The sequence below is a fragment of the Streptomyces sp. AC627_RSS907 genome (genome assembly GCF_019049165.1).
Map to the genome: position 1 here is coordinate 68,047 of NZ_JAGMUE010000071.1, position 13,835 is coordinate 81,881.

General features: G+C 70.6%; 10 protein-coding genes. 3 read left to right on the forward strand and 7 right to left on the reverse strand.

All coding sequences use genetic code 11. From position 1 onward, the window contains the following. Positions 1–2: 2 nt before the first annotated feature. The gene (locus KUM32_RS17760; protein WP_217142899.1) at positions 3–1,202 is read left to right on the forward strand and encodes a MarP family serine protease; all 1,200 of its coding nucleotides are present in this window, start codon (positions 3–5) and stop codon (positions 1,200–1,202) included. Positions 1,203–1,235: 33 nt separating this feature from the next. Here the strand turns inward: KUM32_RS17760 and KUM32_RS43525 are convergent, their stop codons facing one another. From KUM32_RS43525 to KUM32_RS17785, 6 genes are all read right to left on the reverse strand, one after another. Beyond that, complete coding sequence (locus KUM32_RS43525) at positions 1,236–1,418, reverse strand: hypothetical protein (protein WP_254405723.1); 183 nt, start codon at positions 1,416–1,418, stop codon at positions 1,236–1,238. A 196-nt stretch (positions 1,419–1,614) separates the two neighbouring features. Beyond that, positions 1,615–2,565 carry an alpha/beta fold hydrolase gene (locus KUM32_RS17765; protein ID WP_217142885.1) on the reverse strand — a complete coding sequence of 317 codons (951 nt, stop codon included), beginning with the start codon at positions 2,563–2,565 and terminating at the stop codon, positions 1,615–1,617. After that, positions 2,562–3,050, reverse strand: a complete 489-nt coding sequence (locus tag KUM32_RS17770) for a phage holin family protein (protein WP_217142886.1) — start codon at positions 3,048–3,050, stop codon at positions 2,562–2,564. The genes KUM32_RS17765 and KUM32_RS17770 overlap by 4 nt, the downstream gene beginning before the upstream one ends. Before the next feature lie 102 nt (positions 3,051–3,152). Then, entirely contained in the window at positions 3,153–4,586 is a 1,434-nt protein-coding gene (gene nhaA, locus KUM32_RS17775) for a Na+/H+ antiporter NhaA (RefSeq protein WP_217142887.1), read from the reverse strand. Between the two features lie 358 nt (positions 4,587–4,944). Beyond that, on the reverse strand, positions 4,945–6,903 hold the full coding sequence (acs, locus tag KUM32_RS17780) for an acetate--CoA ligase (RefSeq protein WP_217142888.1): 1,959 nt from the start codon (positions 6,901–6,903) through the stop codon (positions 4,945–4,947). A 322-nt stretch (positions 6,904–7,225) separates the two neighbouring features. Then, positions 7,226–9,688 (reverse strand): bifunctional SulP family inorganic anion transporter/carbonic anhydrase, encoded by a 2,463-nt coding sequence (locus tag KUM32_RS17785; RefSeq protein WP_217142889.1) that lies wholly within the window; start codon positions 9,686–9,688, stop codon positions 7,226–7,228. Positions 9,689–10,037: 349 nt separating this feature from the next. Between KUM32_RS17785 and KUM32_RS17790 the strand changes: the two genes are divergently transcribed. Continuing rightward, entirely contained in the window at positions 10,038–11,336 is a 1,299-nt protein-coding gene (locus KUM32_RS17790) for a hypothetical protein (RefSeq protein ID WP_217142890.1), read from the forward strand. 27 nt (positions 11,337–11,363) lie between these two features. Here KUM32_RS17790 and KUM32_RS17795 read toward each other — a convergent pair whose 3' ends face one another. After that, positions 11,364–12,344 carry an ATP-binding protein gene (locus tag KUM32_RS17795; protein WP_217142891.1) on the reverse strand — a complete coding sequence of 327 codons (981 nt, stop codon included), beginning with the start codon at positions 12,342–12,344 and terminating at the stop codon, positions 11,364–11,366. 111 nt (positions 12,345–12,455) lie between these two features. Here KUM32_RS17795 and KUM32_RS17800 point away from each other — a divergent pair, with 111 nt between their 5' ends. Continuing rightward, positions 12,456–13,280: a Fic family protein gene (locus KUM32_RS17800; protein WP_217142892.1), complete on the forward strand. Its 825-nt coding sequence runs from the start codon at positions 12,456–12,458 to the stop codon at positions 13,278–13,280. Positions 13,281–13,835: the final 555 nt, after the last annotated feature.

Genomic DNA, 13,835 nt, shown 5'->3' on the forward strand with positions numbered 1-13,835 from the left:
CAGTGAACGTGCTGGACATCCTTCTGCTGCTCGCCGCCGTCTGGTTCGCCATCGTCGGCTACCGCCAGGGCTTCGTCGTCGGCATCCTCTCGGTGATCGGCTTCCTCGGCGGCGGCCTCGTCGCCGTCACCCTGCTGCCCATCGTCTGGGACGCACTGACGGACAACGCGGAGGTGAGTACGACCGCCGCCGTCGTCGCGGTCGTCGTCGTCATCGTGTGCGCCTCCGTCGGCCAGGCCCTGACCACGCACCTCGGCAACAAGCTGCGCAGACACATCACCTGGTCCCCGGCCCGTGCCCTGGACGCCACCGGCGGCGTCCTGGTGAACGTCGTGGCGATGCTCCTGGTCGCCTGGCTGATCGGCTCCGCGCTCGCCCAGACGACGATACCGACGGTCGGCAAGGAGGTGCGGCAGTCCCAGGTGCTGCTGGGCGTGAAGGAGGCGCTGCCCGAGCAGGCCGACTCCTGGTTCGACGACTTCACCTCCGTCCTCGCGCGCAACGGCTTCCCGCAGGTCTTCAGCCCGTTCTCCGACGAGCCGATCACCGATGTCGACCCGCCCGACCCGGCGCTGGCGAACAGCCCCGTCGCCGTCCGCGCCAAGCAGTCCATCGTCAAGGTCATGGGCACCGCGACCGGCTGCGGCAAGGTCCTCGAGGGCACCGGCTTCGTCTTCGGCCAGCGCCGTGTCATGACCAACGCCCACGTCGTGGGCGGCGTCGACGAGCCCACGGTCCAGATAGGCGGCGAGGGCAGGAAGTACGACGCGACGGTCGTCCTCTTCGACTGGCGGCGCGACATCGCCGTACTGGACGTGCCGGAGCTGGACGCACCCGCGCTGCGGTTCGCGGACGACGACGCGGTCCGGGACGACGGCGCGATCGTCGCGGGCTTCCCGGAGAACGGGGCGTACGACGTCCGTGCCGCGCGTGTGCGCGGGCGCATCGAGGCCAGCGGCCCGGACATCTACCACCGCGGCAACGTCAGCCGCGACGTCTACTCGCTCTTCGCGACCATCCGGCAGGGAAACTCCGGCGGCCCGCTGCTGACGCCCCGGGGCGAGGTCTACGGCGTCGTCTTCGCCAAGTCCCTGGACGACGCCGAGACCGGGTACGCGCTCACCGTGGACGAGATCCGCGAGGACATCGTCGAGGGCCGCAGCGCGAACCAGCAGGTGGACAGCGACAGCTGCGCACTCTGAACGTCCCGGAGGGTGCGGGCGGCGTCCCGGTGCTCAGCCGCGTGGATGCCGCAGGCGCACGGACACCCAGCGGGCCCGGCGGCGCAGGATGTGCGGAATGCCCACCCGCGGGTCCGCCCCCGCCAGTTGCGGGGAGCCTCCTCGTCGGTGGGTGCTTACGCCGCTCGTGGAGCGGCCGTCGCGTGCTACGTCACTGTAGTCGTGCGTCCAGCCCATACCCCGACGTGTGCCCCCGCCCCAAGGTCGATAACCGTTCTCAGCGCCCCCAATTGGCCTATGCGCCGGGCAAGTGGCCGTTCATAGGACAAGCGTTCCGGTCCGGATACCGGGCGCGTTCGGTCGGTCACCGATCGGGGTCGTGTCCCGTCACCGATCGGGGTCGTGGATTGCCGCCGGTCGGGGGCGTGTTCCGTCACCGGTCGGGTTCGGGATCCCGCAGCCAGTTGATGAGCTCCGTCGAGAACGCGGCCGGGTCCTCTTCGTGCGGGAAGTGTCCGAGGCCGTCGAACAGCCGCCAGCGGTACGGCGCTTCGACGTACTGCCCGGACCCCGCCGCGCTCCGTGTCCGCATCACGGGATCCAGCGAGCCGTGCAGATGCAGGGTGGGTACGCGTACCGGCCGCTTCATGCGCCGGTAGAACTGGATGCCGTCGGGCCGGGCCAGGGAGCGCACCATCCAGCGGTACGGCTCGACGGAGCAGTGTGCCGTGGAGGGGATGCACATGGCACGGCGGTAGACCTCCACCACCTTGTCGTCCAGCGGCCGCGGCCCCGACCAGTCGTGGATCAGCCGGCCGACCAGCGCGCCGTCGTCCGCGGTCAGTTGACGCTCCGGGATCCAGGGGCGCTGGAAGCCCCAGATGTAGGAGCCCGCCCGGGTCTGGCGGACGTCGCCGAGCATGGCGGAGCGCCAGCGCCGGGGATGCGGCATCGAGGAGACCGCGAGCCGCCGTACGAGCTTGGGCCGCATCGCGGCGGCCGTCCAGGCCAGGTATCCGCCCAGGTCGTGGCCGACCAGCGCGGCATCCGGCTCGCCGAGCGAGCGGATCACGCCGGTGATGTCGAGGGCGAGGCCGGCGGGGTCGTAGCCGCGCGGGGTGCGGTCGCTGCCGCCGACGCCGCGCAGGTCCATGGCGACCGCGCGGAAACCGGCGTCGGCGAGCGCCACCAGTTGGTGCCGCCAGGTCCACCAGAACTGCGGGAAGCCGTGCAGCAGCAGCACCAGCGGTCCGTCGCCCACCTCGGCGATATGGAAACGTGCGCCGTTCGCGGCGACGTCCCGGTGGATCACTTCGCGCCCGCCGGGGACGCCGAGTCGTACGACCGAGGCGGGTTGCGCCGATGGGGTGGCGGGGTCCGTCATGAGGACGAGCGTGCCACAGCCTCGATGGCTTCGGGGGACCGGTCCGCGGGCAGCTCCGGCCGCGGGTGCGGCTTGGCGTTCTGGAGGACGCCCGCCGACTGCTTCACCGAGGCGGCGACCTTCTGCGGGCCGCGTCCCTTCTTGGCCTTCTTGGCGAAGACGACGCCGATCAGCGCGAGGAGGCCCGCGACGAGGACGTTCGCGGCGAAGGACAGCAGGAAGCAGACCGCGAGGTTCCAGTCGCTCCAGGTGTGGATGCCGTAGGCGAGCGCGAAGCTCAGCATCGGCAGCGAGAACACCAGGAGCAGGCCCGCCGCCGTGAACGCACCACCGCTCGTCGCCCCGCGCTTGACGTCCTGCCTGAGCTGCGCCTTGGCCAGCGCGATCTCGTCGTGCACCAGCGCCGACAATTCGGTGGTCGCCGAGGCGAACAGCTGGCCGATGCTGCGTTCGGTGCCGACCGGGCTGCCGTCGGGTGCGCTCATCGCGGTCTCCCTCTTCTGCTGGCTCTCTGCGTACGGTTCCGTTGCCGTCGTCGTCTTCCGCCCGACTGCGTACGGTCCCGTCTTTTGTACCGTCTCGTCAGATCATGCCGGACCGCCGCCCTCACCGCCTGCCCCGCCCGGCACTTCGGCAAGCCGCGCCGACTCGATCTCCTCGGCGATCCTGCGGTGCTCGGCGGCCTTCTTCTCGAGGATGGCCGCCATGCGCAGGTGGTACGCGGGGTCGTCCTCCTCGTAGATGTCCGGGATGCCACTGAGGTCCTCGTCGCGCTCCTCGGCCTCGGTCATCCTGCGGTACTTGGCGTTCCGTACCTTCAGCAGCACCGTCGCCAGGGCGGCCGCGACGACCGAGCCGGTCAGTACGGCGGCCTTGACCCCGTCCGTCATCGCGGCGTCGCCCTCGAAGGCCAGCTCGCCGATGAGCAGCGAGACGGTGAACCCGATGCCGGCCAGGGTCGCCACCGCGAACACGTCGGCCCACTGGAGGTCGTCGCTGAGCGACGCCCGGGTGAAACGCGAGGTCAGCCAGGTGCCGCCGAAGATGCCGAGGGTCTTGCCGACGACGAGCCCGAGGACGACCCCGAGGGTCTCCGGCTTGGTGAACACGTCGGCCAGCTCCCCTCCCGAGAGGGACACACCCGCGCTGAACAGCGCGAACAGCGGCACGGCGAGGCCCGCCGACAGCGGACGCACGAGGTGCTCGATGTGCTGGCCGGGGGAGTGCTCCTCCCCCTCGCGGGTGTGGCAGCGCAGCATCAGGCCCATCGCGACGCCGGCGATGGTGGCGTGGACGCCGCTGTTGTACATCAGCCCCCAGATGACGAGGCCCAGCGGGACGTACACGTACCAGCCGCGGACCCCCTTGCGGAGCAGCAGCCAGAAGACGGCGAGACCGACGATCGCGCCGCCGAGCGCGGCGAAGTCCAGGCCGTCGGTGAAGAAGACCGCGATGATCAGGATCGCGAAGAGGTCGTCGACGACGGCGAGCGTCAGCAGGAAGGCGCGCAGGGCACTCGGCAGGGAGGTGCCGATGACGGCGAGCACGGCGAGTGCGAACGCGATGTCCGTGGCGGTGGGCACGGCCCACCCGGCCAGGGAGCCGCCGCCGGCGGTGTTGGTCAGCGTGTAGACGATCGCCGGTACGGCCATGCCGCACAGGGCCGCCACCACCGGGAGGGCGGCGGCCTTCGGATCCTTCAGGTCACCGGCGACGAGCTCGCGTTTGAGCTCGATCCCGGCGACGAAGAAGAAGATCGCGAGCAGTCCGTCGGCGGCCCAGTGCGCGATGGACAGGTTCAGGCCGAGGGTTTCGGGGCCGAAGTGGAAGTGGCTGACGCTCTCGTAGCTGTCGTGCAGCGCCGGTATGTTCGCCCAGACCAGCGCGGCCACCGCGGCGACCAGCAGCAGGACACCCCCGACGGTCTCGGTGCGCAGCGCGTCGGCGACGTAGTTCCGCTCCGGGAGGGACAGGCGGCCGAAGACCTTGCGGGGGGTGCGGGGGGTGCGGGGGGCGGTCACGGGGAGAACCTCCGGTGGATGGGCAGCACGGAACACATGCCGACCAGACTTCCCGGCGCACCATGAGGATCTTGATGGATCTTTTATCTGCTTCTCAGCTTACCCATACGACGGCGCGGCGGCCCGGTGAGCTCGCCCGGGTGACGGGGCGGCCGGGTGACGGGGCGGCCGCGTGTGGCGGGGCGCCTGCGGAGGACGGGGCGTCCGCAGGCGGAGGGATGTGGAGGGGTGCCGCGCATGTGAAGGGGTGCCCCGCTGAGGGGGTGCCCCGCGGAGGGGGTGAGCGCCGCACGTGAAAGGGCACCCGGCGGGGCGAAGGACGCGCCGGGTGCCCTTTCACATGCGTGGGGCCGGTGGGTCAGTCCTCGCTGGGCGCGGCGGGGAGCTTCGCCTGGATCAGGTCCATGACCGTGGAGTCCGTCAGCGTCGTGACGTCCCCGAGCTGCCGGTTCTCGGCCACGTCGCGCAGCAGGCGACGCATGATCTTGCCCGAGCGGGTCTTGGGCAGCTCGCCCACCGGCAGGATCCGCTTGGGCTTGGCGATGGGGCCGAGCGTCGCGCCGACGTGGTTGCGCAGGTCGGCGACCAGGTCCTCGCTCTCCGACGCCGTGCCGCGCAGGATCACGAAGGCGACGATGGCCTGCCCGGTCGTCTCGTCCGCCGCGCCGACCACGGCCGCCTCGGCGACCGACGGGTGGGAGACGAGGGCCGACTCGACCTCGGTGGTGGAGATGTTGTGCCCGGACACGAGCATCACGTCGTCCACGCGGCCCAGCAGCCAGATGTCGCCGTCGTCGTCCTTCTTGGCGCCGTCACCGGCGAAGTACTTGCCCTCGAACCGTGACCAGTACGTGTCGATGAACCGCTGGTCGTCGCCCCAGATGGTGCGCAGCATGGACGGCCACGGCTCGGTGAGGACCAGGTAGCCGCCTCCGCCGTTCGGCACCTCGTTCGCCTCGTCGTCGACGATGGTCGCGGAGATGCCGGGCAGCGGTCGCTGGGCGGAGCCGGGCTTGGAGTCCGTGACGCCCGGCAGCGGCGAGATCATCATCGCGCCGGTCTCCGTCTGCCACCAGGTGTCGACGACCGGGGTGCTGTCGGCGCCGATCGTCTTCCGGTACCAGATCCAGGCCTCCGGGTTGATCGGCTCGCCGACCGAGCCGAGCACGCGCAGGGAGGACAGGTCGAACTTGGCGGGGATGTCGTCGCCCCACTTCATGAACGTCCGGATCGCGGTGGGCGCGGTGTAGAGGATCGTCACGCCGTACTTCTGCACGATCTCCCAGAAGCGGCCCTGGTGCGGTGTGTCCGGGGTGCCCTCGTACATGACCTGCGTCGCGCCGTTGGCGAGCGGGCCGTAGACGATGTACGAGTGTCCGGTGACCCAGCCGACGTCGGCGGTGCACCAGTAGACGTCGGTCTCCGGCTTGAGGTCGAAGACGGCCCAGTGCGTGTACGCCGTCTGTGTGAGGTAGCCGCCGGAGGTGTGAAGGATGCCCTTGGGCTTACCCGTCGTGCCGGACGTGTAGAGGATGAACAGCGGGTGCTCCGCGTCGAACGCCTCGGGCGTGTGCGCGGCGGACTGCCGGTCGACGGTCTCGTGCCACCACTTGTCGCGGGAGTCGTCCCAGGCGACGTCCTGGCCGGTGCGGCGGACGACCAGCACGTGCTCGACGGTGCCGGCGCGCTCGACGGCCTCGTCGACGGCGGGCTTGAGCGCGGAGGGCTTGCCACGGCGGTAGCCGCCGTCGGAGGTGATGACGACGCGGGCGTCGGCGTCCTGGATGCGGGTCGCGAGGGCGTCGGCGGAGAAGCCGCCGAAGACCACCGAGTGGGCGGCGCCGATCCGGGCGCAGGCCAGCATCGCGATCGCCGTCTCCGGGATCATCGGCATGTAGACGGCGACGCGGTCGCCCTTGCGCACCCCCAGTTCCAGCAGGGCGTTGGCAGCCTTGGAGACCTCGTCCTTGAGCTCGGCATAGGTGATGGCGCGGCTGTCACCGGGCTCGCCCTCGAAGTGGATGGCCACGCGGTCGCCGTGTCCGGCCTCCACGTGCCGGTCCACGCAGTTGTAGGCGACGTTCAGCGTGCCGTCCTTGAACCACTTGGCGAACGGCGGGTTCGTCCAGTCGAGGGTCTCGGTCGGCTCCTGGGCCCAGGTGAGTCGGCGGGCCTGCTCGGCCCAGAAGCCGAGCCTGTCAGCCTTGGCCTGTTCGTACGCCTCCGCCGAGACGTTGGCGTTCGCCGCCAAGTCGGCGGGGGGTGTGAACCTGCGCTCTTCTTTGAGCAGGTTGGAGAGGGAGGAATTCTCGCTCATCGTCCCGTCTCCTCCCTGAGCAGGTTGGCCAAGGATTCGTTGCTCACGACATCTCCCATTCTCAGGGTTGTCCGTTGTGTCCCAGGCCACAGCTCATCAGACCCGGGGGGCCGGTGACAAGGGTCGACGGGCAATTGGTTTAGACCTGTCGTTGTCTCCAGGGCCCTGGTCTGTCTCCAGGGCCCTGGTCTTCCGTACCCACGGAAACCGGTGGCGCAGGGTTCAGCTCTTGTAACGCCTCTCACACCTCCCGTCGCCGCCCGGCTCCCAGAGACGCTGGTGCGCGACCGTTCGAGGCCGCGCACCGGCCCGTCGTCCGGGATCAGGCGATCGGATCCGCCTCCCGCACTCGCTCGAACACGCCGCTCCCGGTCCCTTCCGCGAGCAGATAGGCCTGCGCCTCGCCCACGTGGAAGTACATGCCGTGCAGTTCCAGTTCTCCCGCGCTCAGCGCCCGGGACACCGAGTCGTGGGCGCGCAGGTGCTCCAACTGCTGGACCACGTTGGCCAGGCAGAGCCGCTCCACCGTGTCCGTGGGCCGGTATCCGGCCGGTTGGGACCGGGAGGAGCCCTCGGACATGCGCTCCAGGCTCGGCAGCCCGTGCCGCAACCACCGCTTGAGCGGGGTTCGCGCGCCCCCGGGCTCGGAGCTGAGCAGCGCCTGCATGGCCCCGCACCCGGAGTGGCCGCACACCGTGATGGACCGCACCTTCAGCACGTCCACCGCGTACTCGATCGCGGCGGCCACCGAGTCGTCACCGCTCTCCTCGCCGGGCGGCGGCACGAAGTTGCCCACGTTGCGCACCACGAAGAGGTCGCCGGGACCACTGGAGGTGATCATCGACGTGACCACCCGCGAGTCGGCGCAGGTCAGGAACAGCTGGGAGGGCTGCTGTCCCTCGCGCGCCAGCCGCGCCAGCTCGCCGCGCACCAACGGGGCGGTGTTGCGCTGGAACGCGCTGATGCCGCGCGCCAGTTCATGTCCGCTGGTGCCCATGGTGCCCATGGTGCCGCCGGTGCCACCGGGTTGCCTGGACGCGCCGGACCGGTCGGGCCCGTCGGCTCTGCCGGCCGCGCTCGGACCGGTCACCGCGTCGGCGGTCCCTCCGTCTCCTGGGCCGGTTCCGCTCCGCCGGGCGGAACCGTGCGGGGGCGCCGCCTGCGGGCGCTCGCACTGGTGATTGCGCCACGGGGTCCAGGGGCGGCAGCGGCAGCCGTCCACGTCGGTCGGCTCGGAGATACGGGTGCCGGGCCGGCGGCCGGTGATGTCGACGGAGCCCCCCTGCGCGGTGTGCGTCTTCTGCCAGTCCTGCAGCGTCTCGTACGCCGCGTGGTCCATGAACGACCCGTCCAGCTCCACGACGGCACTCGCCCCGTGGGGCACCTGGTGCAGGACCCGGCTGAGTCGCGGCACCGCGAGGAACGTCAACTGGCCTCGTACGTGTACGTGATGGACTCCTTCCGTCTCGTCGTGCGTGATCCGGGTGCGGGTCAGGCGGTGCAGGGCGACGCCGACGGCCACGGCGATGCCCAGTGCGACACCCTCCAGGACGCCGAGGAACACCACGCCGCAGGTGGTCACCGTGTAGACCAGCACCTCACGGTGGCGGGTCACCGTGCGAATGTGGTTCAGCGACACCATCTTGAGGCCGACGGCCATGACCAGGGAGGCGAGCGAGGCGAGCGGGATGAGCTCGAGGGCCGGGACCATCAGCAGGGTGGCGATCACTACGAGAACGCCGTGCAGCATCGTGGAGTTCCGGCTGACGGCACCCGCGGCCACATTCGCCGAACTGCGCACGGCCACACCCGCGATGGGCAGTCCGCCGAGCGACCCGGACACGATGTTGGCGGCGCCTTGCCCGAGCAGTTCGCGGTCGAGGTCGGAGCGCCCCACGCGGCCCGTCAGACCGGGCCGGGCGGCGGCCAGCTTGTCCACGGCGACCGCGCCGAGCAGGGACTGCACGCTGCACACCAGTGTGGTGGTGAGAACGGCGGCGGCGATGCCGAGCACCGCGCCGTCGGGCAGCGTGGCCAGGGCGTGACTGCTCCAGGACGGCAGGTCGACCTTGGGCAGGCGCAGCCCGGCGAAGGCCGCGACCGTCGTGGCGCCGGCGACGGCGACCAGGGCGGCGGGCACCTTGCCCAGGAGCTGTCCGGCCCGGCCCGGAAGCCGCGGCCAGAGCAGGAGCAGAGCCAGGGTCAGCACGCTCACCGCGAGATCGGCCGGTCTGGGGCTCGCCAACTGGGCGGGCAGCGCGCGCAGATTGTCGGGCACGGCGCTCTGCGGGGTGCCGCCGAGAACGATGTGCAGCTGGGCGACGGCGATGGTGACGCCGATCCCGGCGAGCATGCCGTGCACGATGGCGGGGCTGACGGCCAGCGCGGAACGCGCCACCCGCAGGCAGCCGAGGCCCAGTTGCGCGAGCCCGGCGAGAACCGTGATGGCGCAGGTCGTGCGCCATCCGTAGCGCTGGATGAGGTCGGCGGTGACCACCGTGAGTCCGGCGGCGGGGCCGCTGACCTGAAGTGGGCAGCCGCCGAGCCATCCGGCGACGATCCCGCCCACGGCGGCGGCGACGAGGCCGGCCTGGAGGGGGGCGCCGGTAGCGAGGGCGATGCCCAGGGAGAGGGGCAGGGCGATCAGGAAGACCGCGATCGAGGCCGACACGTCGGCACCCGCGACGCGGAAGCGCCGGGGGCCGCCGGGCGGCGGCGGGCTGTGGGGTGGATGGACGTGCTTGGTCCGGGCCGAATCGGCGCGGGCGGGGACGCAGGCTGACATGTTTCCCGTCTCCTCCGGGGCTGCGCGGTCGCGGTCAGGGGTGGCCCCCCGCCGGGCGGGGGAGCTCGCGGGCCGTGCGGGCACGGCGTACAGCGGCGGAAGGCCGAGCGCTCTCGATGATTGCGCTCAGTAAACAGATCGTAATGCAGAGTAAAGAAGGGGCATAGAGTATTCGCGCAAATGGAGTAATGGACTGCTCAAGCGGGTGAATCGCTCATTTCATCGGCTTGTCGTATTAATTCCTTCTCTGTCTCGTGCCACCTTGTCGACGCTGATTGCCCGTCCCGGCACAGCACCCGACATCGCCCTCGTCGGCGTTGGCCCGAGAGAAGGAAGAAGGTGGGCGGACATGGCCGCCACCCGCAGGATCGCCGCGCGCACCGTGATCGCCGCCGCAGTCTGCGCCGCGTCGCTCGCCGGTTGCGCCGTCGGCGGCGATAACGGTTCCGGTGAAGGGGCGCACGGTCCGCAGAGGGAGAATCCGCAGAGGGAGAAAGGGAAAGGGGCGCCCGCGCCCGAGAACGCGGTACGGCTGATCGGTGACGGCTCCACCGCGTACACCGGCGCTCAGCCGAACCTGCTCCGGCCCGAGCGCCTCAAGCCCGGCGAGAAGCCCCCGCAATTCGTGGTGTTCTCCTGGGACGGCGCGGGCGAGGACAGCCAGAGGCTGTTCTCCCACTTCCGCGAAGTGGCCAAGGAGAACAACGCGACGATGACGTACTTCCTGAGCGGCGTGTACCTGCTGCCGGAAGAGAAACGGGACCTGTACCTGCCGCCGCAGCACTCACCGGGCAGCTCCGACATCGGCTTCAACGACGCGGAGGGCATCGCGGCCACCGTCGAGCAGTTGCGGCTGGCATGGCTGGAGGGCAACGAGATCGGCACCCACTTCAACGGTCACTTCTGCGGCAGCGGGAGCGGGGTCGGCGAGTGGTCGGTCGAGGAGTGGAAGGACGAGACCAGACAGGCCAAGCGGTTCGTGCAGACGTGGAAGACCAACACCGGGGCGAGGAACGCGGCGCCCCTGCCTTTCGACTACGACAAGGAACTGATCGGCGCCCGCACCCCGTGCCTGGAGGGGCGCGAGAACTTCATGAGGGCCGCCGGCGAGATGGGCCTGCGCTACGACTCCAGCGGAGTGAACAACCAGGTCTGGCCGCGGAAGAAGCAGGGGCTGTGGGACCTGTCGATGCAGCTCGTGCCGTTCCCCGGGCACACCTTCGAGCAGCTCACCATGGACTACAACTTCATGGTCAACCAGTCGGGCACCGCCACCCAGGGCGACCCGGCCAAGCACGAGCTCTGGGGCGACCAGATGCGCGACGGCCTGCTCCAGGGCTTCCGGCGGGCCTACGACGGCAACCGGGCACCCCTGATCATCGGCAACCACTTCGAGTCCTGGAACGGCGGCACCTACATGCGCGCCGTGGAGGAGGTCGTCGAGGAGGTGTGCACCAAGGAGGAGGTGCGCTGCGTCTCCTTCCGGCAGCTGGCCGACTGGCTGGACGCCCAGGACCCGAAGATCCTGAAGAAGCTGCGCTCCCTGGGTGTCGGCCAGGCCCCCGAGAAGGGCTGGGCGTCCTTCCTGTCGGCCGACCCGGCGCCGGCGCCGAAGGGCGTGCCGGGGGCTCCGGCGGCCAAGCGGTAACCGTCCCGGTGGTGGCGTGGGGAGTCGTCACACCGGTGCGACGACTCCCTCGCCGAGGACGAAACCGGGGTCCACCTGCGCCGCCAGGTCGGCCCCCGTGCGCTCGTTGCCCCAGCTGTGGGCGTTCTTCAGGTGGAAGTGGACCATCTGCTCGGTGTAGCGCTCCCAGTCCCGCAGCTCGTACGTCGCGTCGACGGCTGTGTGCAGGGCGCGCAGCGCGCGGCGGTTGTCGTCCTCCAGGTGCTCGAACCGGGGCGGGTGGCCCTTCTCCATGGCGCGCACCCAGTCCGAGTGCCCGACGGTCGTCAGCAGGTCGTCCCCGACCTGCTCGCGGAGGAAGTCGAGGTCGTCGGGCCCTTGCACCTTGTTGCCGACGACTTTCAGGGTGACGCCGAAGTCGCGGGCGTACTCCTTGTACTGGCGGTAGACGGAGACTCCCTTCCGGGTCGGCTCGGCGACGAGGAACGTGAGGTCGAAGCGGGTGAACATGCCGGAGGCGAAGGAGTCCGAGCCCGCCGTCATGTCGACCACGACGTACTCGGCACGGCCGTCGACCAGGTGGTTCAGACACAGCTCCACCGCGCCCGTCTTCGAGTGGTAGCAGGCGACGCCCAGGTCGGCGTCCGTGAAGGGGCCGGTGACCATCAAACGGACGGCCCCGCCGTCGAGTTCCACCGGCCGGGCGCAGGCGTCGTAGACGGGGTTGTCCTCGCGCACCCGCAGCAGGCGCGAACCCACGCCGGGCGGGGTCGTTTTGATCATCTGCTCGGCGGAGGCGATGCGCGGGTTGGTGCCGCGCAGGTACTCCTTGATCAGCGGGAGGTGCTCGCCCATGGCGGGCAGTCCGGCCGCCTCCGACTCGTCGAGCCCCAGCGCGGCCCCCAGGTGCTGGTTGATGTCGGCATCGATCGCGACGACGGGCGCGCCGGTGGCGGCGAGGTGGCGTACGAACAGGGAGGACAGGGTGGTCTTGCCACTGCCGCCCTTGCCCACGAAAGCAATTTTCATGTTCACCAAGGGTAGTGGGCCCATAGCGGTACGTGGTGAAGGGGATTGGAGGCACGTGAAGAAGACCACTCATTCGTGGGGTGCGGCGCCGGTGTGCGTAGGGTCGTACTCATGAGTACGACAGGCGCGACCGCCGATCCGCTCGCGGCCCTGGGCTCACTGCCCGGCGTGGCCGAGTCCGTGGAGTCCGTACGCAAGGCCGTGGACCGGGTCTACGGCCACCGGATCATGCGGCGCCGCAGCAACGAGATCACCTCCGAGGCGGCGCTGCGCGGCGCCCGGGGCTCGGCGGCGCTGTCCGGGGCGGACTGGGCCCTGGAAGAGATGCGCAGGCGGACCGACTTCGGTGGCGACGACGAGGCGCGTGCGGTGGGCGCGGCCCTGCGGCTGACTGCGGAGGCCGGGCAGCTGCTCTCCATCTGGCGGCAGTCACCGCTGCGGGTGCTGGCCCGGCTGCACCTGGTGGCGGCCGCGGACAAGGCCGACCAGGTGGGACGCCCCCGCCAGGAAGGCGAACCGGTGGACGAGCCGTTCGTCGAGCTGCCGTTGCCGGATGCCGCGGAGACACACGGCCGTCTGGAGGGCCTGGCCGGCCTGGTCACGGCGGGGAGCTCCGCGCCGGCGCTGGTGACGGCCGCCGTCGTGCATGGTGAGCTCCTGGCCCTGCGCCCCTTCACCTCGCACAACGGCCTGGTGGCGCGTGCGGCCGAGCGCATCGTCCTGGTCGGCAGCGGCCTGGACCCCAAGTCCGTCTGTCCGGCCGAGGTCGGTCATGCCGAGCTGGGGCGCGCGGCCTACCTGACGGCGCTCGACGGCTACGTCTCCGGAACCCCGGAGGGCATGGCGGCCTGGATCGCCCACTGCGGCAAGGCGGTCGGGCTGGGTGCGCGCGAGTCGACGGCCGTGTGCGAGGCGCTCCAGCGCGGGGCGGCGTAACGGAGTACGTCCGGTGCGGCCCCCGCCGACGGTGGGCGGCACAGAGAGCGCGGGGTGCGGGGGTAGGGGAACGCGGGAGGCACGAGAATGCGGCGGTACGAGAATTCGTACCGCCGCTGGCATGAGCACCTGGTTACCAAGCGTCCTCGAGATATTGCCCATCAGGTCGGGTGCTTTGCCCGTCACCTGGTGCGGCTGGCCCGTAATCGACGGGTCGACGTCGCGTGGGTGCCCGGTGTTCATGCTCGGTCCGTGGGGCCGGATGCGTCTGAAGGTGATCCTTTCGGATGTCCTTGGTCTCGCGGGCCGTTGAGTCCTTTGTACTACTGCCCCGGAGTAAGCGGAAGTGGTGTCCGCACTTCTTTACTTATGGGCTCCCGCGCGGGTGAAACGGTGGCTTCGGGGCGCTGACGAGATCGCGGGTGAGGTTGCGGGTGAGGGGTGAAGGGGTGGGGGTTGAGGGGTGCGCAGTGGAAGAGATGCGGCGAGGGGGGCATGGGGGCGTGGATGAGGCTGCCGATGCGGGGGTGCGGACGAGGAGCGGTCAGGCGGCTG